Origin of the sequence: Protaetiibacter intestinalis, assembly GCF_003627075.1 — a bacterium.
Lineage (GTDB): Bacteria > Actinomycetota > Actinomycetes > Actinomycetales > Microbacteriaceae > Homoserinibacter > Homoserinibacter intestinalis.
In genome coordinates this window covers 1,065,177-1,085,771 of the sequence record NZ_CP032630.1, presented here as the reverse complement: position 1 = coordinate 1,085,771, position 20,595 = coordinate 1,065,177, and the positions used below count along the sequence as shown (strand labels likewise).

Annotated in this window: 19 protein-coding genes; 9 read left to right on the top strand and 10 right to left on the bottom strand. The window is 72.2% G+C overall.

Features of this window, described 5'->3' with window-relative positions:
* Nucleotides 1-103: 103 nt before the first annotated feature.
* Nucleotides 104-991 (bottom strand): phosphoribosylaminoimidazolesuccinocarboxamide synthase, encoded by an 888-nt coding sequence (locus D7I47_RS05235; RefSeq protein ID WP_193726461.1) that lies wholly within the window; start codon nucleotides 989-991, stop codon nucleotides 104-106.
* The gene (gene purD / locus D7I47_RS05230) at nucleotides 988-2,274 is read right to left on the bottom strand and encodes a phosphoribosylamine--glycine ligase (RefSeq protein ID WP_120762062.1); all 1,287 of its coding nucleotides are present in this window, start codon (nucleotides 2,272-2,274) and stop codon (nucleotides 988-990) included. The genes D7I47_RS05235 and purD overlap by 4 nt, the downstream gene beginning before the upstream one ends.
* A gap of 36 nt (nucleotides 2,275-2,310) precedes the next feature.
* On the opposite strand from purD, the gene D7I47_RS05225 reads away from it, so the two are divergent.
* From D7I47_RS05225 to D7I47_RS05215, 3 genes are all read left to right on the top strand, one after another.
* Entirely contained in the window at nucleotides 2,311-2,673 is a 363-nt protein-coding gene (locus D7I47_RS05225) for a sterol carrier family protein (protein WP_157981641.1), read from the top strand.
* A gap of 191 nt (nucleotides 2,674-2,864) precedes the next feature.
* Nucleotides 2,865-3,191 carry a hypothetical protein gene (locus D7I47_RS05220; RefSeq protein WP_120762061.1) on the top strand — a complete coding sequence of 109 codons (327 nt, stop codon included), beginning with the start codon at nucleotides 2,865-2,867 and terminating at the stop codon, nucleotides 3,189-3,191.
* 51 nt (nucleotides 3,192-3,242) lie between these two features.
* Nucleotides 3,243-4,187 (top strand): hypothetical protein, encoded by a 945-nt coding sequence (locus D7I47_RS05215; protein ID WP_120762060.1) that lies wholly within the window; start codon nucleotides 3,243-3,245, stop codon nucleotides 4,185-4,187.
* On the opposite strand, the gene purF is transcribed toward D7I47_RS05215, so the two are convergent.
* Nucleotides 4,180-5,637, bottom strand: coding sequence for an amidophosphoribosyltransferase (gene purF, locus D7I47_RS05210; protein ID WP_120762059.1), 1,458 nt, complete (start codon nucleotides 5,635-5,637; stop codon nucleotides 4,180-4,182). The genes D7I47_RS05215 and purF overlap by 8 nt on opposite strands.
* A gap of 307 nt (nucleotides 5,638-5,944) precedes the next feature.
* Here purF and purM point away from each other — a divergent pair, with 307 nt between their 5' ends.
* Nucleotides 5,945-7,072, top strand: a complete 1,128-nt coding sequence (gene purM / locus D7I47_RS05205) for a phosphoribosylformylglycinamidine cyclo-ligase (RefSeq protein WP_120762058.1) — start codon at nucleotides 5,945-5,947, stop codon at nucleotides 7,070-7,072.
* A gap of 19 nt (nucleotides 7,073-7,091) precedes the next feature.
* Here purM and D7I47_RS05200 read toward each other — a convergent pair whose 3' ends face one another.
* The 3 genes from D7I47_RS05200 to D7I47_RS05190 are packed head-to-tail and all read right to left on the bottom strand — an operon-like array spanning nucleotide 7,092 to nucleotide 8,723.
* Nucleotides 7,092-7,988, bottom strand: coding sequence for a hypothetical protein (locus tag D7I47_RS05200; protein ID WP_120762057.1), 897 nt, complete (start codon nucleotides 7,986-7,988; stop codon nucleotides 7,092-7,094).
* Between the two features lie 59 nt (nucleotides 7,989-8,047).
* Nucleotides 8,048-8,257 (bottom strand): DUF3073 domain-containing protein, encoded by a 210-nt coding sequence (locus tag D7I47_RS05195; RefSeq protein ID WP_120762056.1) that lies wholly within the window; start codon nucleotides 8,255-8,257, stop codon nucleotides 8,048-8,050.
* A 58-nt stretch (nucleotides 8,258-8,315) separates the two neighbouring features.
* Nucleotides 8,316-8,723: a PGPGW domain-containing protein gene (locus D7I47_RS05190; RefSeq protein ID WP_227000876.1), complete on the bottom strand. Its 408-nt coding sequence runs from the start codon at nucleotides 8,721-8,723 to the stop codon at nucleotides 8,316-8,318.
* Between the two features lie 71 nt (nucleotides 8,724-8,794).
* On the opposite strand from D7I47_RS05190, the gene D7I47_RS05185 reads away from it, so the two are divergent.
* Nucleotides 8,795-9,895 (top strand): FAD-dependent oxidoreductase, encoded by a 1,101-nt coding sequence (locus D7I47_RS05185; RefSeq protein WP_120762055.1) that lies wholly within the window; start codon nucleotides 8,795-8,797, stop codon nucleotides 9,893-9,895.
* Nucleotides 9,896-9,898: 3 nt separating this feature from the next.
* Here D7I47_RS05185 and D7I47_RS05180 read toward each other — a convergent pair whose 3' ends face one another.
* Entirely contained in the window at nucleotides 9,899-11,947 is a 2,049-nt protein-coding gene (locus tag D7I47_RS05180) for an APC family permease (protein ID WP_120762054.1), read from the bottom strand.
* 76 nt (nucleotides 11,948-12,023) lie between these two features.
* Between D7I47_RS05180 and D7I47_RS05175 the strand changes: the two genes are divergently transcribed.
* Nucleotides 12,024-12,671 (top strand): hypothetical protein, encoded by a 648-nt coding sequence (locus tag D7I47_RS05175; RefSeq protein ID WP_120762053.1) that lies wholly within the window; start codon nucleotides 12,024-12,026, stop codon nucleotides 12,669-12,671.
* Nucleotides 12,672-12,673: 2 nt separating this feature from the next.
* On the opposite strand, the gene D7I47_RS05170 is transcribed toward D7I47_RS05175, so the two are convergent.
* Together D7I47_RS05170 and D7I47_RS05165 are read right to left on the bottom strand one after the other, a co-directional pair.
* Complete coding sequence (locus tag D7I47_RS05170) at nucleotides 12,674-13,294, bottom strand: PadR family transcriptional regulator (RefSeq protein WP_120762052.1); 621 nt, start codon at nucleotides 13,292-13,294, stop codon at nucleotides 12,674-12,676.
* The gene (locus tag D7I47_RS05165; RefSeq protein ID WP_120762051.1) at nucleotides 13,291-14,091 is read right to left on the bottom strand and encodes a DUF4097 family beta strand repeat-containing protein; all 801 of its coding nucleotides are present in this window, start codon (nucleotides 14,089-14,091) and stop codon (nucleotides 13,291-13,293) included. The genes D7I47_RS05170 and D7I47_RS05165 overlap by 4 nt, the downstream gene beginning before the upstream one ends.
* 159 nt (nucleotides 14,092-14,250) lie before the next feature.
* Here D7I47_RS05165 and D7I47_RS05160 point away from each other — a divergent pair, with 159 nt between their 5' ends.
* Complete coding sequence (locus D7I47_RS05160; protein ID WP_120762050.1) at nucleotides 14,251-14,994, top strand: MerR family transcriptional regulator; 744 nt, start codon at nucleotides 14,251-14,253, stop codon at nucleotides 14,992-14,994.
* A 173-nt stretch (nucleotides 14,995-15,167) separates the two neighbouring features.
* Here D7I47_RS05160 and yczE read toward each other — a convergent pair whose 3' ends face one another.
* Nucleotides 15,168-15,734 carry a membrane protein YczE gene (gene yczE, locus D7I47_RS05155; protein WP_227000947.1) on the bottom strand — a complete coding sequence of 189 codons (567 nt, stop codon included), beginning with the start codon at nucleotides 15,732-15,734 and terminating at the stop codon, nucleotides 15,168-15,170.
* 140 nt (nucleotides 15,735-15,874) lie between these two features.
* On the opposite strand from yczE, the gene yczR reads away from it, so the two are divergent.
* Both yczR and D7I47_RS05145 read left to right on the top strand, forming a co-directional pair.
* Nucleotides 15,875-17,287, top strand: coding sequence for a MocR-like transcription factor YczR (yczR, locus tag D7I47_RS05150; RefSeq protein WP_120762049.1), 1,413 nt, complete (start codon nucleotides 15,875-15,877; stop codon nucleotides 17,285-17,287).
* Between the two features lie 196 nt (nucleotides 17,288-17,483).
* A complete protein-coding gene (locus D7I47_RS05145; protein WP_120762048.1) occupies nucleotides 17,484-20,594 on the top strand; it encodes an efflux RND transporter permease subunit in 3,111 nt (1,036 codons plus the stop codon).
* Nucleotide 20,595 lies beyond the last annotated feature (1 nt).

Below are 20,595 nucleotides of genomic sequence, written 5' to 3'. Positions count from 1 at the left end.
CCGCTCGTTCTCGCAACTCAGGAGAAGAGCGGTGCTGGAGGGGGATGCGGCGCGTGTGGAGCGGAATCTCCTGAGTTGCGAAACCGGCGGGAGCGCTCGGGCGTCAGGCCGTGAGGCGCTGGATGAGTTCGCGGTAGCGGGCCGCGGTGCGCTCGACGATCTCGGGGGGCAGCGGGGGCGGGGTGCCCTGCTTGTCCCAGTTCGCGGCGAGCCAGTCGCGCACGATCTGCTTGTCGAAGCTGTCGAGGCGGTGCGGGCCGCCCGCGGCGTACAGCTCCGCATCCCAGTAGCGCGAGGAGTCCGAGGTGAGCACCTCGTCGGCGAGCGTGATCTCGCCCGTCTCCGGGTCGCGCCCGAACTCGAACTTGGTGTCGGCGAGGATCACGCCGCGCTCCTGGGCGATCGCCGACGCCGCCGAGAACACCCGCAGGCTGAGCGCCCGGATCGCCTCGGCATCCGCCTCGCCCACGAGCTCCACGGTGCGCTCGAACGAGATGTTCTCGTCGTGCTCGCCGAGGGGCGCCTTGTAGGCCGGCGTGTAGATCGGCTCGGGCAGCCGGTCGCCGTTCGCGAGGCCGTCCGGCAGCGGGATGCCGCACACCGAGCGCGTCGCCTGGTACTCCGCCCAGCCGGAGCCGACGAGGTAGCCGCGCACGACCGCCTCGATGGGGAACATGTCGAGCAGCTTCACGAGCATCGCCCGCTCGGCGACATCCGCCGGGAGCGGCGTCGAGAGCTCCGCGAGGCCCCCGCGCGCCCCGGCGAGGTGGTTCGGCACGTCGAGCTTGTCGAACCACCACAGGCTCAGCGTCGTGAGCAGCGCCCCCTTGCCCGGGATGCCCGGCTCGAGCACGTGGTCGAAGGCGCTCACCCGGTCGGAGGCGACCACGAGCGCGCGGGCCGGCTCGGCATCCGAGAGGTAGAGGTCGCGCACCTTGCCCGAGTACTCGTGGCGCCAGCGCAGCGCCTCCAGGCGCGGGTCGGCGCTCACCGCGCCACCCGCTCGGCGATGTCGTGGCGGAACTGCCCGCCCTCGAGCCCGATGCGGCCGATCGCCTCGTAGGCGGCGGATCGGGCGGCGCCGAAGTCCTCGCCGCGTGCGACGACGCCGAGCACCCGGCCGCCGGTCGCGAGGTAGTGCCCGTCGACGACGGCCGTCGAGGCGTGCGCGATCGTGACGCCCGGCACCTCGGCGGCGGCGTCGAGTCCGGTGAGCTCGCGGCCGGTCACCGGGTTCTCGGGGTAGCCCTCGCTCGCGAGCACGACGACGACCGCGGCCTCGTCCGAGAAGGTCGGATACGGCAGCCGGCCGAGTCCGCCGGTCGCGGCCGCGAGCAGCAGCTCCGAGAGGCGGCTCTTGAGCCGCGGCAGCACCACCTGGGTCTCGGGGTCGCCGAAGCGGGCGTTGAACTCGATGACCCGCACGGCGGCGCCGCCCGGGTGGCCCTCGTCGGCGACGATGAGGCCGCAGTAGAGCAGCCCGATGAAGGGCGTGCCCTCCGCCTCCAGGGCGCGCACGGTGGGCAGCGCGACGGTGTCGAGCACCTCGTCGACGAACGCCGCCTCCGACCCCCAGCGGGCGGTGAGCCACGGCAGGGGGGAGTAGGCGCCCATCCCGCCCGTGTTGGGGCCCTGGTCGCCGTCGAGCGCGCGCTTGTAGTCCTGCGCGGGGCTGAGCGGCACGACGTCGTGCCCGTCGGCGAGGAAGAACAGCGACACCTCCTGGCCGGTGAGGAACTCCTCGACGAGCACCGGGCCGTGCTGCAGGTAGTACTCGGCGTGCTCGATGGCGGCCTGGCGGTCCTCGGTGACGAGCACGCCCTTGCCGGCGGCGAGGCCGTCGGCCTTGACGACGTGCGGGGCGCCGAGCTCGTCGAGGGCCGCGACGAGCTCCTCGATCGTGGTGGCGCGCACCGCCCGCCCGGTGGGCACGCCCGCGGCATCCATGATGCGCTTCGCGAAGGCCTTCGAGCCTTCGAGCGCGGCTGCCGCCTTGCCGGGACCGAACACGGGGATGCCCTTCGCGCGCAGCACATCCGCGACGCCGGCCACGAGCGGGGCCTCGGGGCCGATCACGACGAGCTCGACGCCGTTGTCGTGCGCGTAGTCGGCCACGATGCGGCCGTTGCTGGGGTCGAGGGACACCGTCTCCACCTGGGCGGCGATGCCGGCGTTGCCCGGTGCCGCGGTGATCTCGTGCCCGGCGTCTTCGGCCAGCAGGGCTTCGACGATGGCATGCTCGCGGGCACCGGATCCGAGGACGAGGATCTTCACCCCGACAGGCTACCGGGCGCGCGGTAGCGTCGAGGCGTGGCGGTGAGGCGGCGGATCGACGCGGATGCGGGACGCGCCGCCGTGCGCGCCTGGCAGGGCGGCGCCGACGACCGGCAGACACTCGCGACGGCCGTGCGCTTCCTGCTCGAGCAGCTCGCCACCGACCACGAGGGCAACTCGGTCGAGGTGCGCGTGCCGCCGTTCGGCGCGACGCAGGCGATCCCGGGACCCCGCCACACCCGCGGCACCCCGCCCAACGTCGTCGAGACGGATGCCGTCACCTGGCTCGCGCTCGCGACAGGCGCGCTCGGCTGGGACGCGGCGCTCGCGGATGCGCGCGTCTCGGCATCCGGAACCCGCGCCGAGCTGCGCGGGGTGCTGCCGCTGCGCTGGGCGTAGCCCGGCCCGCTCGCCCCGCCCGCCCGCCCGCCCGGCGCCGCATCCCGCACGGCGGGAGCAGCCGCCTGCTCGGGCGGCGCGCACCCCACGCGGCGGGAGCAACTTCTCCCGCCGCCTGCGCGCGACGCCGCCCGCGCGTCGATCGCGAGAGCCCGGAGGATGCCCCCCGCGGAGGCTGCGACAATGGAGGGGTGAGCGAACCCGAGACCCCCGACGAGGTGCCCGCGGCCCCCGAGCCGCCCGCCGCACCCGAGGTGCTCGAGACCCGCATCCGCCGCGCCCCCAAGCTCGGGGTGTTCCTGCTGGTCGGCGCCGTGCTCGGCGCCTTCGCGACGCTCATCCTCACGAGCCTGTTCCCGGCCGACCCGAACGTGGGCTTCGCGGCGACGTTCGCCTACTTCTGCCTCTACGGCGTGCCCGCCGGCGTGCTCGTCGCCGCCCTCATCGGCCTCGCGCTCGACCGCCGCAGCGAGCGCCGCGCGCGCACGGTGCGCGTGGAGCACGAGCAGGTCGACTGACGCCGCAACGGGGGTGTGCGACCGGCCACGGGCTCGAATAGCGTCGCAGGGGTGACCGACCGGGCCGACACCGCACTCCAGTTCCACTACACGGCCGACGCCGGTTTCGCGGGGCGGTACGCACGCGCGATGTTCCTCGAGCGCCAGCGCGGCAGCCTCGTGTTCGGAGCGGTGCTGGTGCTGCTCATGGGCGCACTGGGGTTCCTCGAGTCGGCGTTCCTGCTGGGCGCGGGGCTCTTCCTCGCGCTCATGGTCGTGCTCCAGCTCGTCGTCCTCCGCGAGACGCTTCGCGCGGCCCGTCGCGGCGCCCCCGAAGGCGACACGACCGTCGTGCGCTATGACGAGGTGGTGCTCCGCCTCGCGGACGCCGACGTCGACGCCTTCATCCCGTACGCGCGGTTCCGGGATGTGCGCCCGCGCGGCCGGTTCGTGGCCTTCCGCCGGGTGGATGCGGCGCCGCTGCTGCTGCCCGTCGAACTGTGCCCACCGGAGGCCGTGGAGCGGGTGCGGGCAGGGATCGCCTCGCGCGTCGTGCCGCAGCTCGACCCCGCCCAGTTCCCCCACCACGCGACGATCGACGGCGGGTTCCTCCGCGCCGCCTCGCGGCGGGTCGTGGTGCTCATGGCGACGCATCCGACACTGCTGGCCGTCGCGGCGGGGGTGCTCGTCACCGGCGGTGCCCTGACGGTCGCGTTCGCGGACCCGGTGCCGGTCGTCGTCGCGGTCGCGATCCTGGTGCTGTGGCCGATCACCGCGATCGTGGGCACCCGCTCGGCGATCCGCAAGCAGCTCGGCACCGAGACGATCTGGAGCGGGTTCGACGACGAGTACGTGACGGTGGCCCGCGGCGGCGAGGTGCTGCGGATGCGCTACCGCGCGTTCGACCGGTTCGCGGTGTCCCGCGGCGCCGCCGAGCTGCGCGTCGCATCCACGCGCGAGTGGCAGCTGTACCCGCTGGGGCTGTTCCCCGCGGAGGTGCGGGCCCGCTTCAGCTGAGCTGGTTGCGCTCGACCCACTCGAGGTACTCGGGCGTCACGGTGCCGGTGACGTACTCGCCCGTGAAGCAGCTCATCTCGAGGTCGGTGATCGTCGAGCCTTCGAGGATCGCCGACTTCATGTCCTCGACCTCCTGGTAGATGAGGTAGTCGGCGCCGAGGGCGGTCGCGATCTCGGGGATCTTGCGCCCGGATGCGATGAGCTCGGCCCGTGTGGGCATGTTGATGCCGTAGACGTGCGGGTAGCGCACAGGCGGCGCCGCCGAGGTGAAGGTGACCGAGTGGGCGCCCGCCTGACGCGCCATGTCGACGATCTCCTTCGAGGTCGTGCCGCGCACGATCGAGTCGTCGACGATGAGCACGTTCTTGCCGGCGAACTCGGAGCTCATCGCGTTGAGCTTCTGCTTGACGCTCTTCGTGCGCTGCTCCTGGCCGGGCATGATGAACGTCCGCCCGACGTAGCGGTTCTTGTAGAAGCCCTCGCGGTACTCGATGCCGAGCTTGCGCGCCACCTGCATGGCGGCGGGGCGCGAGGAGTCGGGGATCGGCATGACGACGTCGATCGCGCCCGAGGGCGTGTACTTGGCGATCGTGTCGGCGAGCCGGTCGCCGAGCCGCAGGCGGGCGTCGTAGACCGAGATGCCGTTCATGATCGAGTCGGGGCGCGCGAGGTACACGTACTCGAAGGAGCACGGGATGAGGCGCGGGTTCTTCGCGCACTGCCGCGCGTACAGCTCACCCGAGCGCGTGATGAACACGGCCTCGCCGGGGGCCACATCCCGCACCACCTCGTAGCCGCCGTGCTCGAGCACGAGCGACTCCGACGCCACGACCCACTCCTCGCCGACGAGCCCCGCCGAGCGGCGACCCAGGATGAGCGGACGGATGCCGAACGGGTCGCGGAAGGCGAGCAGCCCGTGCCCGGCGATGAGGGCGATGGCCGCGTAGGAGCCCTCGACGCGCTCGTGCAGGGTCTCGATCGCGTCGAACACCTGGTCGGGGTCGAGGTCGGCGCCGCGGATCTGTGACTGCAGCTCGTTGGCGAGCACGTTGACGAGCAGTTCGGTGTCGGAGTTGGTGTTGAGGTGCCGACGGTCGGTGTGGAAGAGCTCCTCGGTGAGCTCGCGCGTGTTGGTGAGGTTGCCGTTGTGGACGAGCACGATGCCGTAGGGCGCGTTCACGTAGAACGGCTGGGCCTCCTGCTCCTTGGAGGCGTCGCCGCGGGTGGCGTAGCGCACGTGCCCGAGACCCATGGTGCCGAGGAGGCTGCGCATGTCGCGCGTGCGGTACGCCTCGCGCACCTGCCCCTTGGCCTTGAACATGTGGATGATCGAGCCCTCGGACGTGGCGATGCCCGTCGAGTCCTGGCCGCGGTGCTGGAGGAGGGACAGGCTGTCGTAGACCTGTTGGTTGACGGGGCTCGATGAGACGATGCCGACGATGCCGCACATGCTGCGGGCTGCTCCTGGGGTTCGTGGGGCGCGCACCGGATGAGTACGCCCCATCCTCCCACACCCCCTCCTGAGAATCCGGATGACCTCGGATGCCGCCCCCTCCTTCCCATCTCAAGGACTCGGGCCTCCCATCTCAAGGAGCTCGCATCCGCATCCGCCCCTTCCTCCCCAGCAGTCGACACCGGTCACACCGACTCCTTGAGACGGGAGGCCCGACTCCTTGAGATGGGACGACCGCGCGCGGGCGACGGCGGATGCGGGGAGGGCGAGCCGGGCCCCGACCCGCCGCGGGTATCCTGGGCACGTGACGAGCGCCCCCGCATCCGCCCCCGCCCACGGCGACGCGAGCTACGCGGCCGCCGGCGTCGACACCGCGGCGGGCGACCGCGCGGTCGAGCTCATGAAGGCCTCGGTGGCCCGCACGCACGGCCCGGAGGTGCTGGGCGGCGTGGGCGGCTTCGCGGGCCTCTTCGACGCAACCGCCCTGACCGGTTACACGCGTCCGCTGCTCGCGACGAGCACCGACGGCGTCGGCACCAAGATCGCGCTCGCACTCGCGGTCGACAAGCACGACACGATCGGCCAGGACCTCGTGGCGATGGTCGTCGACGACATCGTGGTGGTGGGTGCGAAGCCGCTCTTCATGACCGACTACATCGCCACCGGCAAGGTGCACCCCGAGCGCATCGCGACCCTCGTGGCGGGCGTCGCACGCGCCTGCGAGGCGACCGGCACCGCGCTCGTCGGCGGCGAGACCGCCGAGCATCCCGGCCTCATGGCCGCAGACGACTACGACATCGCGGGTGCCGCGGTGGGCGTCGTCGAGGCGGATGCCGTGCTCGGCCCGGACCGCGTGCAGCACGGTGACGTCGTGGTCGCCATCGCCAGCTCCGGCCTGCACAGCAACGGCTTCTCGCTCGTGCGGCACATCCTCGACCAGCGCGGCCTCGCCTACACCGACCACTCGGACGAGCTCGGCGGCGTCGTCGGCGAGGTGCTGCTCGAGCCGACACGCCTCTACACCGCGCCGCTGCTCACCGTCATCGACCAGCTGCCGGGCGCCATCCACGCGCTCTCCCACGTGACCGGCGGCGGCATCGCCGCGAACCTCGCGCGCGTGCTGCCGAAGGGCGCCTGGGTCGAGCTCGACCGCTCCACCTGGAGCCCGCAGCCCGTGTTCCGCACCCTCGCCTCCTGGGGCGGCCTCGAGCTCGCCGACACCGAATCCACCTGGAACCTCGGCGTGGGCTTCTTCGCGGTGGTGGATGCCGCGGCAGCCAGCTCGGTCACGCGCGCCCTCGAGGCGGCCGGCCTGCCCGCGTGGGTCGCGGGCCGCGTCTCCACGGCGTCCCACGACCTCGCCGGCTTCGAGCAGGGCGCCAAGGGCGTCGACGGAGGCGCCGTTCGCCTGGTCGGCGGTTACGCCTCCTGAGGCTCTCCGCGACGGTGCATCAGGGCCTGGGCGTCGCGTTCGCGACGGCCTCGCGCAGCACGTCGGCAGGGGTGGACAGCGGGGCGACGGCGCGCACGATCTCGTCCGGTCCCACCAGCGACACCTCGTGCAGACGCGCACCCGTCCGCACCCAGAAGTCGCCCTCCTGAACGCAGTCCTGCTGCGAGTCGACGCTGCGGGGGTCGGCCGGATCGCGGATCGCGTCCTCGATGCAGGGCGCCGACGCCGGCGCCGGCTGGGCGATGATCGCGAACGCGATCTCGCCTCCTCCTTCGGGAACGTAGGCGGCCCAGTACGCGGGGCCGTCGAGGTCGAGGGCCTCCGGTGCGCCGACGGCGACATACCCCGGCACCACGGTCGTGGTGGGGATGGCGGGGTAAGGCGGGACCTTCGGGGCGGCCAACCCGGCGGCGACGACCCCGATCGTGACGACGAGGGCCACGAGGCCGGCCGCGCCGAGCACCCGGGCGACGCCCCGATGGGCCAGCAAGGCGCAGGCGGCAGCGGCCGTCCCGGCGACGAGGCAGGCGCGCAGGAACTCGGGCGCGGTGTAGACGTCGCCCAGCTCCGCCACCTCCGCTCCCAGGAATCCGAGGATCGCGCCGGCGAGCCAGGCCATCGCCGTGCAGCCGAGCCAGGTCGCCCGGCGGCTTCCGACGAAGGCGATGCCGAGCCCCGCGAAGACGGCGAAGCCGACGACGAGCGTGGTGGCGCCCACCACCGCCAGAACCAGGGGGCCGCCCATGAGCGCGGCGACGGCGATCGAGGGGAGCGCGGTGACGCCAAGGGAGCCCACCCCGAACGCGACGAGCGCGTGCACCCAGGCGCGTGGGCGGCGGGCCTCGCGCAGCGAAACGGCCTCGGAGTCGCGGAACCCCGTTCGCGCATCGGTCACCGGCTCAGCGTGGCAGCCGAGCCCGCCTCACGTCCAGCCGCGTCTGGGGATGACCCGACTCAGGCGGTCTTGACGTCGCTCTCGTCGAGGTCGTCGTCCTCGTCGTCACCGTAGGTGTCGGCGTACTCCGGCCACTTCTCGAGGTCCTCCTCGAGGCGCGGGTTGCCGCCGAGCTCGCGCTCGAGCGCGTTGTAGTTGGTGTCCGGGCTGAAGTACTTCAGCTCCCGGGCGACCTTGGTGTGCTTTGCCTTCTGACGGCCGCGCCCCATGCGTGACCCCCTCGTTTCAGAGCTGCGATATAGGACGGAAAAATCTGCGGGGAGTCTATCACGCAGCGGGGCTCGGGCCCCGGTCGGCGGGGGTCGAGGACGAGCGGCGGGCGCGCCGCTCGGCGACCTTCGCGGCGGCCGTCTTGGCGGCTGCGGTGGCCTTCGTCGACACCTTCCTCGCGCCCTCGAACTCGCTGCCGAGCATCGCCAGCCCGCCGAGCGCGATGAGGGTTCCCGGGCCCGGCAGCGGCATGAGCACGACGCCGAGCGCCACCGTCGCCCCGCCCGTGACGCCGACCGCCGTGCGGTACGCGCGATCGGCCGAGGGGTTGCCGCGGATCGCCTCCCGCGCCCGCCCCGCGGCCCGCTTGCCGCTCGAGAACGCGGCCCCCACCATCCGACCCGCCGCGGCGGTCGCGGATGCCGGGGTCGCGGCGAGCTCGTCGGGGTCGGGGGTCACGGTCATGCCCCGACGATAGGGCGGGCGGCTGAAGATCTCCTGCCCCCAGCCGGAGCCCGGCGGGTAACGTGGGGCGGGTGACTGACCGGCCGACCGACACCTCCGTGGTGATCATCGGCGCCGGACAGGCGGGCCTCTCGGTGGCCTACTACCTGCGCAAGCTCGGCCTCGATCCGGGCAACGACTTCGTGCTGCTCGACCGGGGTCCGGGCGCGGGAGGCGCGTGGCAGTTCCGCTGGGAGGCGCTGCGACTCGGCTACGCGCACCGCGTGAACGACCTCCCCGGCATGGACGAGCTCGGCCTCAGCTTCGACACGGCCGACCGCACCGCGCCCGCGCGCGACGTCGTCGCCGACTACTACGCGCAGTACGAGCGGCACTTCGACCTCAAGGTGGTGCGCCCGGCCGACGTCACCCGCGTGCGGGCGACCCTCGACGGCTTCGAGGTCACCTTCGACGACGCCTACGGCGACCAGACCTTCTCGACCCAGGTGGTCGTGAACGCGACCGGCACCTGGGGCGCCCCCTTCATCCCGTGGTATCCGGGGCGCGACGACTTCCGCGGCCGGCAGCTCAACACGACGGAGTACCGCGACGCCGAGGAGTTCCGGGACCAGGATGTCGTGGTGGTCGGCGGCGGCACGAGCGCGATCGGCTTCCTGCTCGAGCTCGAGAACGTGGCGCGCTCCATCACCTGGGTCACCCGGCGCCCGATCGAGTTCCTCGAGGAGCAGGAGCTCAACATCGAGGGCGGCACGCGCGCCGTCACCCTGCAGGACGCCGCCGCGCGCGAGGGCCGCGCCCTGCCGTCGATCGTGTCGACGACGGGCGTGCCGCGCACCCGCCGCATCCAGGCCGCAATCGACCGCGGGCTGCTCTCCGAGCGCCCCATGTTCACCCGCATCGAACCGGATGGCGTGGTCTTCGCCGACGGCTCCGCCCAGCACGCGGATGCCATCATCTGGGCGACCGGGTTCCGTCCGGAGCTGCGGCACCTCGCCTCGCTCAAGCTGCGCGAGCAGGCGGGCGGCGTGACGGTCGCGGGCGGCGCCGCCTACCGCAACGCGGGCGTCTTCTTCGCCGGCTACGGGCCCACGGCATCCACGATCGGCGCCAACCGCGCGGGCCGCACGATCGCCCGTCAGGTGGTCTCCTACCTCAGCACCCTCGGCTACTGACCGTCAGCGCTTGCGGCCCGTGGGGGTCGGGGGGTTCGGGGCGCGCATCGGGGGGCGCACCGGCTCGCCGCGGCGGTCCTGGCCGGGCAGCGGGCGCGAGCGGCGGCCGTAGATGAGGTCGGACGAGTCGAGCAGCCACGGCACGAGCGCCACCACGACGCCGTGCACGAGCATGAGCTTGTGGCGGATGCGGCGCGCCTTGTGGTTGTGCAGCACGACCTCCCACCAATGCCCCACGATGTACTCGGGCAGGTACACCGTCACCACCTCGGAGCCGTGGGCCGCGCGGTGCTGCTTGATGTACTTGATGAGCGGCAGCGAGATGTCGCGGTACGGCGAGCCGATCACGGTGAGCGGCACGTGGATGTTGTGCTCGGCCCACTGCGCCTCGAGCGTCTCGCTCGCGGCGTCGTCGATCGACACGTGGATCGCCTCGATCGACTCGTGCCGGGCGGCGATCGCGTAGTCGAGCGCCTTCAGCACGGGCTTCGACATGCGCCCGACGAGCACGATCGCGTGGTCGCCGGAGGAGCCGAACACGGTCGTCGCATCGGCCGCGATCTCCCGGTCCACGTCGCGGTAGTAGCGGTTCACGCCGATCATCAGCAGGATCAGCACCGCCATCACGACGAACACGATCCACGCCCCGTGCACGAACTTGGTGACCGTCACGATGATGAGCACGGATGCCGTCATGAGCGCCCCGAGGGCGTTGATGGCGAGCCCCCGCCACACGGAGCCGCGGTCGGTGCAGCCCTCGCGCAGCATCCGCGACCAGTGCCGCACCATGCCGATCTGGCCGAGCGTGAACGAGATGAAGACGCCGATGATGTACAGCTGGATGAGCGCCGTCACGTTCGCCTGCGCGCCGATCAGCAGCACGATCGCGACCGCCGAGAGGGCCAGCACGCCGTTGGAGAAGATGAGCCGGTCGCCGCGGGTGGCGAGCGCCTTGGGGGCGTAGCCGTCGGTGGCGAGCACCGACCCGAGCAGCGGGAAGCCGTTGAAGGCCGTGTTGGCGGCGAGCAGCAGCACCGCCGCGGTGGCGGCCTGCACGATGAAGAACGGGATGGTGTTGTTGCCGAAGGTCGCGGAGGCGATCTGGGCGATGAGCGAGCGCTGCGGCTCGGTCTCGCAGTCGGTGAAGCCGATGAGGTCGCACGCGCGCTCGGCGTAGTGCACGCCCGTGACGAGCGCGACGACGGTGAGCCCGGTGAACAGCACGATCGCGATTCCGCCCATCGCCACGAGGGTGCGCTGCGCGTTCTGCACCTTGGGCCGGCGGAAGGCGGGCACGCCGTTCGAGACCGCCTCGACGCCCGTGAGGGCCGCGCATCCGCTCGCGAAGGAGCGCAGGATGAGCAGCACGAAGGCGGCCTGCGTGAGCTGCTCGCCCTTCACATCCCAGCCGGCGCTCTCGGCGACGGGCGCGTCGCCGAGAGCCATGCGGATGAGCGCCGTGACGAGCATGACGGCGATCGAGCCGATGAAGAGGTAGGTGGGGATCGCGAACGCCTTCGACGCCTCGCGCACGCCGCGCAGGTTGATGGCGGCGAGCACCACGACGAAGCCGACGGCGAGCTCCACCCGCCAGCCGTTGAGCCCGGGGATCGCCGAGATGATGTTGTCGACGCCGGACGCGACCGAGACGGCGACGGTGAGGATGTAGTCCACGAGCAGCGCGGCGGCGACCACGACGCCCGCCTTCTCGCCGAGGTTCTTCGACGCGACCTCGTAGTCGCCGCCGCCCGAGGGGTAGGCCTTCACGAGCTGGCGGTAGGAGGCGACAACGACGATGAGCAGCAGCACGACCGCGCCCGCCACCCAGGGCGCGAAGCTGAGGAAGGCGAGCCCGCCGAGCAGCAGGATCATGAGCAGCTCCTGCGGCGCGTACGCCACGGAGGAGAGCGGGTCGCTCGCGAAGATCGGCAGCGCCAGATGCTTCGGCAGCAACTGCCCCTCGAGGGTCGAGGTGGGCAGCGGATCGCCGATGAGCCAGCGCTTGGGAGATCGGGGTGTGTCCTCGGATTCGCTCCGAGACTCGTCAGTCACGGAGGGGAAGCATACGCTTGCGGCGCCGCTCGTCAAGCGGGCCGCACCTGGCCTCCCGCGCTCCTATGATCGTGCGGTGACGAGTGCGCGACGCAGGAGGCGGTGGCCGTGGATCGCGGGCGCCGTCGCGGTGGTGCTGTTGGTGCCCGCGGCCGTGCTCGGCATCCCGATCCTGCTGCACCAGGACGGCGGTGCGGCCAACCAGGAGACGCCCGCCGAGGATTGGCCGACCACCGTCACCGCGACGGGCGACGACGGCCGCGAGCGCGAGCTGAGCGTCGTCTCACCCGACCCGGGCGGCGTCGTCGACACCTCGGCGCTCACGGTGGGGGAGCGGATCGTGGTCAGCGGCACGGGCTACGACGCGGGCCAGGGCATCTACGTGGCGATCTGCGTGATCCCCGACGACCCCTCGATCAAGCCGGGACCGTGCCTCGGCGGGGTGCCGTCGACCGACGAGCAGCAAACCTCCGAGGGCGAGATCCAGTGGGCGCCGTCGAACTGGATCAACGACGAGTGGGGCTGGAAGCTTTTCGGCGCGCGCCCCTTCGACGACGCGGCCACCGGCACCTTCACGGCCTACCTCGAGGTCGTCGACCCGGTGGGCGACGGCTACGACTGCACGGTCGACGCGTGTGCGATCTACACCCGCAACGACCACACGGCGCTCGGCGACCGCGTGCAGGACCTCTCCATCCCGGTGGCCTTCGCACCCGCCGGGTGAGCTCAGCCGCGCAACGCCCGCGTGACCTCGCGACGCACCTCGTCGAGACGGCTCGTGAGCAGCCCGACCGCCTCCTCGATGCGGCGCCCGGCGGCGTGCTGCGCGCGCAGCTCGCTGCGCAGCTCGGCGCGGAAGGCGGTGAGCGCCGCATCCGCCTCGTGCAGCCGCTGGCGGGCCGCCGAGCGGTCGTCGGCTCCCGGATCGACGCGCACCCCGGCGTGCTGCGGCGTCGTGCGCGCCTCACGGGCGGCGGATGCCAGGTCGGCCCGCAGCGAGCGCATGGCGTCGCTCACGGAGCTGCGCACCTCGTCGGCGAGGCGGCGCACCGAGTCGGTCACGTCGGTCTCGATCGCGTCGAGCTCGTCCTGACGGGATGCCAGCTCGGCGCGACCGGCATCGGTGATCGCGTAGACGCTGCGGCGGCCGTCGGACTCCTTCGTGACGAGGCCCTCGTCCTGCAGCTTCGCGAGCCGCGGGTAGATGGTGCCGGCGCTCGGCACGTAGGTGCCGCCGAAGCGGTCGCCGAGGGCCTGGATGAGCTCGTAGCCGTGCTGCGGCTGCTCGGCGAGCAGGCTCAGCAGGTAGAGCCGCAGGTGGCCGTGGGCGAAGACGGGCGGGGTCATGCGCGCACCGTGTGCAGGATGCTGACGTCGCCGCCGACCGTGTTGATGCGCACGTCGGTCCAGCGCTGGTCGAGCACGCCGTGGCGCGCGGTGTAGCGGCCCTTGACGACGGTGATCGACTGCGCGTCGAGCTGCAGCTTGCCGCCGACGGTCTGCACCGTGTAGCTCGCGGGGGTGTCGGGGTCGAAGCGCGCCGTGACGGCGCCCGACACGGTGTTGACGCGCACCGCATCCGGGATGCCGGTGGCGTCGAGCATGATCTCGCTCGAGACGCCGTCGGCGTCGAACTTGGCGATCGCGCCGCTCGCGATGACGTCGCCCGACACGGTGTTGATGCCGACGGGGCCCGCGTGGTCGCGCACGGTGATCTCGCCGCTGACCGAGTTGACGGTGAGCTTGCCGGTGAGGGCGTCGGCGGTGATGTCGCCGGAGACGGTGTTGAGCTGCGCGTCGCCTTCGATGCCGGCGACGAGCGCATCCGCCGAGACGACGCCGAGCGTCACCGCGAGCTCGCGCGGCACGAGCACGCTCACCTCGGCGCGGATGCGCGAGCCGAAGTTCTTGAAGACGTCGATCCAGTTGTCCCAGCGCAGCTGGGGGTGGTCGATCTCGAGGCGGTCGCCGTCGACCTGCACGAGCAGTTCGCGGCCGGTCACCTCGCGCACCTCGACGCGCACGCCCGGCTCGTCGTGGGCGACGATGTCGACGTGCCCGCCCACGAGGCCCACCTTGAGCCGGTGGATGTTCTCGAGGTCGATCGTCTTGGGCCCGTCCACGAGCCACTTCTCCTGCGCCATCATCCGCTCCTGTCGAGATACATCGCGTCTTGTCAAACTCACGATATATCGTGTCTGTGGATGTGCGCAAGCCGGATGCCGCCCGTGGGGTTGCGGTTGACGTTGCGTCAACGTCTAGCGTCGGAGGCGACGGCACGACGGATGCGGGAGGAGCCGAACATGGAGCACACGATCCAGGAGGTCGCCCGGCTCGCGGGCGTCACGAGCCGCACCCTGCGGCACTACGACCAGCTCGGGCTCGTCGCCCCGAGCAGCGTCGGCGCGGGCGGCATCCGCCGCTACGACGCCGACGCCCTCGTGCGCCTGCAGCGCGTGCTGCTGTTGCGCGAACTCGGGCTCGGGCTGCCGGCGATCGCCGAGGTGCTCGCCGGCGAGACGCGCGACGTGCACGCACTGCGCGCCCACCGCGCGTGGCTCGAGCAGGAACGGGAGCGCCTCGCGCGGCAGCTGACGAGCGTCGAGGCGACCATCGACGCCCTGGAGGGAGGTGAGGAACCGATGGCAGAGCAGATGTTCGACGGCTTCGACCACACGCAGTACCGGGACGAGGTGACCGAGCGCTGGGGCGCCGACGCGTACGCGCGATCCGACGCCTGGTGGCGCGGGAAGAGCGCCGACGAGAAGCGCGAGTGGCGACAGCAGCTCGAGGCGCTGAGCGCCGACTGGATCGCGGCGGCGGCATCCGGCGTCGCCCCCGACTCGGCGGCGGCGCAGGAGCTCGCCCGCCGCCACGTCGCGTGGCTGGCCGGCATCCCGGGCACCCCGGGCGCCCTGAAGGAGTACGTCACGGGGCTCGGCGACATGTACGTCGCCGACCCGCGCTTCGCCGCCCACTACGGCGGCGCCGCGGGCGCGACGTTCGTGCGCGATGCGCTCAGCGCCTATGCCCGGGCGCGGCTCTGAGCATGACGAAGCCCCCGGAGACCTGACTTCTCCGGGGGCTTCGCGGATCTCGGATGCCGCCTACGGCAGCAGCGCCCGGTCGACGGGCAGCTGGCGGTAGCCGTCGTTGGCGGTGATCACGGCGGTGGCGATGATGGCCCAGAGCGACAACGCCCCGAGCGAGAGCAGCACGATCATGCGGTCACCTCCTCCCCGGATGCGGTGGGTGCGGCGGCAGCGGGTGCCGCCTCCGGAACCCGGAAGAAGGGGAGCGTCACGCCGACCATCGGGCCGATGAGCAGCGCGAACGCGACGGTGCCGATGCCGACCTGGCCGCCGAGCAGCCAGCCGACGACGAGCACGGTCACCTCGATGCCGGTGCGCACCGCCCAGATCGGCCAGCCCCAGCGGGCGTGGATGCCGGTCATGAGGCCGTCGCGCGGGCCCGGGCCGAGGCGGGCGCCCACGTAGAGGCCGGTGGCGACGGCGAGCAGCGCGAGGCCGGCCGCGAACAGCAGGCCCTGCGTCCACCACTCGTGCTGCTGCGGGATCCAGGCGAGGCCGAGATCGGCCGCGGGGCCGATGAGCAGGATGTTGAGCACCGTGCCGACGCCCGGCCTCTGACGGATGGGGATCCACAGCAGCAGCACGACCGCGCCGACCGCGACGACGATGACGCCGAACGAGATGCCGGTCTGGGCGACGAGGCCCTGGGTCAGCACGTCCCACGGACCCACGCCGATGCCGGCGCGCACCATCATGGCGATGGCGATGCCGTACAGGAACAGGCCGACGAGCAGTTGCCCGATGCGGCGAGTCCAGATGAGTTGCGGGGTCACGGTGAGCAGTCCACCTCACAATTGGCCCTTGAACAAGAGTCCAATCCGGCTACACTGGCCGCATGAACACCCTCTCGGCGCGCGCATTGGCATTGCTCATGGTCGATTGGCGCGGAAGCGGTCCCGCCTACCTGGCGCTCGCGGACCGCATCCGCCTGCTCATCCTCGACGGCCGCATCCCGCTCGGCACCCGCCTGCCCGCCGAACGCGAGCTCGCGGCGCACCTCGGCCTCAGCCGCACCACCGTGTCGGCCGCCTACGCCGAGCTGCGCGACACCGGCTACCTCGCGAGCGTCCGCGGCTCCGGCAGCACCGCGCGCCTGCCGCAGGACGGCACCGCCGACGACCTGCTCGTGGATGCGCCGCTCGACTTCTCGAAGGCGTCGCTGCCCTCGCTTCCCGCCGTCGCCCAGGCCGCCCAGGCCGCCGTCGAGCGGCTGCCGAGCTTCCTCGGCGACAGCGGCTTCGACCCCTTCGGCCTGCTCGTGCTGCGCCGCGCGATCGCCGACCGCTACACGGAGCGCGGGCTGCCGACCGACCCCGAGCAGCTCATGATCACGGTCGGCGCGCAGTCCGCCATCCACCTCGTCGCCCGCACCCTGCTCTCGCGCGGCGATCGCGCGGTCGTCGAGTCGCCCGGCTACCCGCACGCCTTCGCGGCGCTCAAGGCCGCGGGCGCGCGGCTCGTGCCCGTCGCCGTCACGACCGACGAGGGCTGGGACGAGGCCGGCCTCGAGCAGGCCTTCCAGCGCACGAGCCCCACGCTCGCCTACCTCATGCCGGAGTTCCACAACCCCACCGGCCGCACCATGGACGACGCCACCCGCCAGCGCGTGCTCGCCCTCGCCGAGCGCGAGGGCACCACGGTGATCGTCGACGAGACGATGACCGGCCTCGGCCTCGACGGTCAGACGCGCGTCGCCCCGTTCCCGGTCACCCGCAACGTCGTCATCATCGGATCCGTCGGCAAGTCGATCTGGGGCGGCCTGCGCATCGGGTGGGTGCGCGCCGAGCGCGAGCTCATCCAGCGGATGGCGCGCACGCGCTTCGCGAGCGACCTCGGCACCCCGATCCTCGAGCAGCTCGTCGTCGCCGAGCTGGTGCCCGACTACGAGCAGATCCTCGCCGGGCGCCGCGCCTACCTGCGCCAGGGCCGCGATCACCTCGCCAAGCGCATCCGCGCGCAGCTGCCCCAGTGGCGGATGCCGCACGTCGAGGGCGGGATCGTCGCGTGGGTGAACATCGGCGCGCCCGTGAGCTCGCAGCTCGCGCTCGCGGCCCGCAACGAGGGGCTCGTGATCGGCGCGGGCCCGCGCTTCGGACTCGACGGCGTCTTCGAGCGCTTCCTGCGCATCCCCTTCGGCATGCCGGCCGACCAGCTGGACCGCGGCGTCGACGCCCTCGCCGCAGCCTGGGCGACCGTCACCCGCCACGGTGCGCGCCTTCCCGAGGCCGACCTCGCCCACGTCGTCTGACCCGTCGTCGCTGACCGGTCGGTTTCTGGCCCCAAACCTGCGGTTTGGGGCCAGAAACCGACCAATCAGCGCCGGGGGCGGGGGTTCAGGGGATTGGAAGGTAGGGGCGCGACGCGGCTGGGATACTGAGGCGAGTGCACAGCGGCGTGCGCGCCTCCCGCCGCGCGAGCGGCATCCACAGCAATCCGGGGGAACCGTGTCACTGCTCTCCGTGTTCAGCCTGCGCAACCGCGCACTCATCGCCCTGCTCACGATCGTCGTCGCCCTGTTCGGCGGCTACGCGCTCACGGCCCTCAAGCTCGAGCTGTTCCCCTCGCTCACGCTGCCGAACGTGACGATCGTCACCACCTACCCGGGCGCGAGCCCCACGGTCGTCGAGAACGACGTCTCCACGCCCATCGAGTCCGCCATCCAGGGCGTCGAGGGCCTCGACTCCACCTCCGCCACCAGCTCGGCCGGTGTCTCCACCGTCCAGGCGAGCTTCGCCTACGGCACCGACCTGACCCGCGCCGAGCAGAAGGTCGAGCTCGCGGTCGGCCGCATCCAGTCGCAGCTGCCCGACGGCGTCGACCCGCAGGTCGTCACCTTCTCGATCGGCGACTTCCCCGTCGTGCAGCTCGCCGTCACGAGCGACCTCGACACCGCCGACCTCGCCTCACGCCTCGAGACCCTCACGGTGCCCGCGATCGAGCAGCTCGACGGCGTGAGCGCCGCGACCGTCTACGGCGCCACCGGTCAGCGCATCACCATCACCCCGGATGCCGCGGAGCTCGCCGCGCACGGGCTCAGCACCCAGGCGGTGCGCGACGCGCTCACGGCGAACGGCATCCTCATCGCCGCGGGCACCGTCGACGACGGCGACCAGACGCTCACGGTGCAGGCGGGCGTCAAGCTCGACTCCACCGACACCCTCGCCGCACTGCCGCTGCTCGGCGGCGCCACCCCCGCCACGATCGGCGACGTGGCCGACGTCGCGATCGTCGACAACCCGATCACCGGCATCTCGCGCGTCAACGGCGAACCCTCGCTCACCATCGCCATCACCAAGACGCCCGCCGGCAACACGGTCGAGGTCTCGCGCGCCGTGAACGCCCAGCTCGACGAGCTCGCCGCGCAGCTCGGAGGCGACACCGGCTTCACGGTCGTGTTCGACCAGGCGCCCTTCATCGAGCGCTCCATCAACTCGCTCGCCACCGAGGGTCTGCTCGGCCTCGGCTTCGCGGTCGTCGTGATCTTCATCTTCCTGCTGTCGATCCGCTCCACCCTCGTCGCCGCGATCTCCATCCCCGTCTCGGTGCTCATCACCTTCGTCGCGATGCTCGCCACCGGCTACTCGCTCAACGTGCTCACCCTCGGCGCTCTCACGATCGCCATCGGCCGTGTCGTCGACGACTCGATCGTCGTCATCGAGAACATCAAGCGGCACCTGGGCCTCGGCGAGCAGAAGAAGGAGGCGATCCTCGCCGCCGTGAAGGAGGTCGCGACCGCGATCACCGCCTCCACCGTCACGACCGTCGCCGTGTTCCTGCCGATCGCGCTCGTCGGCGACATCACGGGCGAGCTGTTCCGGCCGTTCGCCCTCACCGTGACGATCGCCCTGCTCGCCTCGCTCTTCGTCGCGCTCACGATCGTGCCCGTGCTCGCCTACTGGTTCCTCAAGGTGAAGCCCCACCACGCGCACGACGCCGCCGAGGCCGACCCCGCGCATCCGGACGACGAGCTCGAGCGCCCCTCGCCCCTGCAGAGGGGCTACCTGCCGATCATCCGCTGGACGGTCGCGCACCCCGCCATCACGATCGGCGCCGCGCTGCTCGTGCTCGTCGGCACCTTCGCGCTCACACCCCTCGTGCCCACCAACTTCGTGGGCGGCTCGGGGCAGAACACCCTCACCATCAGCCAGACGATGCCCGCCGGCACGAGCCTCGACGCGAAGGACGCCGCCGCGAAGAAGCTCGAGGCGGCGCTCGACGACGTCGACGGGCTCGAGACGGTGCAGGTGTCGGTCGGCTCGAGCGGCGGCTCCAGCTCCGCGCTCGCCGCGATCTTCGGCGGCGGCGGGTCGACCACCTTCTCCATCACGACCGACGACTCCCTCGACCAGGACGAGCTGCGCGCGAACGTGCAGGACGTCATCGACGGACTCGACCCGGATGCCGTGGGCGAGATCTCCGTCTCCTCCGGATCCGGCGGTGGCGGGTTCTCGAACGACATCGCCATCGACATCACCGCCCCCGACGCCGACACCCTGCAGGAGGCGAACGACCGCATCGTCGACGCCATGCGCGGGCTCGACGTCGCCCAGCAGGTGGAGTCGAACCTCTCCGAGACGCAGCCCTACATCGAGATCAAGGTCGACCGTGAGAAGGCGGCCGCCGTGGGGCTCTCCGAGGTGGCGGTCGGCGGCATCGTCGCCGAGGCGATGCTGCCCGCCGCGGTCGGCTCCGTCGAGATCGACGGCAACACCCTCTCCGTCTACATCGACAACCCCGCGGCACCCACGAGCGTGCAGGAGCTCGAGGACTTCGTGCTCCCCACCCTCGCCGGCCCGCAGCCGCTCAGCGCGCTCGCCACCGTCTCGCAGGTCGACGGGCCCGCATCCATCTCCACCCAGCGCGGGGTGCGCACGGCGACCGTCTCGGTGACGCCCGCCACCGCCGACATCGGCACGGCGTCCTCCGACGTCACCGCCGCGCTCGCCGACACCGAGCTGCCCGACGGCGCCACGGCGACCGTCGGCGGCGTCACCTCCGACCAGCAGGACGCCTTCAGCCAGCTCGGCCTCGCCCTGCTCGCGGCCATCCTCATCGTCTACACGGTGATGGTGGCGACGTTCCGCAGCCTCCGGCAGCCGCTGCTGCTACTCGTGTCGGTGCCGTTCGCCGCCACCGGCGCGATCCTGCTGCAGCTGGCATCCGGCATCCCGCTGGGCGTCGCCTCGATCATCGGCCTGCTCATGCTCATCGGCATCGTCGTCACCAACGCGATCGTGCTCGTCGACCTCGTCAACCAGTACCGCGAGCGCGGGATGGGGGTGGTCGACGCGATCGTGCACGGCGCCTCCCGGCGTCTGCGGCCCATCCTCATGACGGCGCTCGCGACGATCTTCGCGCTCATCCCGATGGCGGTGGGGCTCACCGGCCACTCCGGCTTCATCTCGCAGCCGCTCGCGATCGTCGTCATCGGCGGGCTCATCTCGTCCACCGTGCTGACGCTCGTCGTGCTGCCGTCGCTCTACTCCCTCGTCGAGGGTGCGCGCGAGCGTCGCACGGCGAAGCGGGCCGCCGCGGTCTCCGCTTCCGCGGAGTAGC

Excerpts from the sequence above, each read along its gene's own strand:
- D7I47_RS05160 (WP_120762050.1), top strand. The coding sequence starts at position 14,251 with ATGGAGCACACGATCCAGGAGGTCGCCCGGCTCGCGGGCGTCACGAGC.
- yczR (WP_120762049.1), top strand. The coding sequence starts at position 15,875 with ATGAACACCCTCTCGGCGCGCGCATTGGCATTGCTCATGGTCGATTGG.
- yczE (WP_227000947.1), bottom strand. The coding sequence starts at position 15,734 with ATGATGGTGCGCGCCGGCATCGGCGTGGGTCCGTGGGACGTGCTGACC.
- purF (WP_120762059.1), bottom strand. The coding sequence starts at position 5,637 with ATGTGCGGCATCGTCGGCATCGTCTCATCGAGCCCCGTCAACCAACAG.
- D7I47_RS05170 (WP_120762052.1), bottom strand. The coding sequence starts at position 13,294 with ATGACCCCGCCCGTCTTCGCCCACGGCCACCTGCGGCTCTACCTGCTG.
- D7I47_RS05195 (WP_120762056.1), bottom strand. The coding sequence starts at position 8,257 with ATGGGGCGCGGCCGTCAGAAGGCAAAGCACACCAAGGTCGCCCGGGAG.
- D7I47_RS05165 (WP_120762051.1), bottom strand. The coding sequence starts at position 14,091 with ATGGCGCAGGAGAAGTGGCTCGTGGACGGGCCCAAGACGATCGACCTC.
- D7I47_RS05190 (WP_227000876.1), bottom strand. The coding sequence starts at position 8,723 with ATGACCGTGACCCCCGACCCCGACGAGCTCGCCGCGACCCCGGCATCC.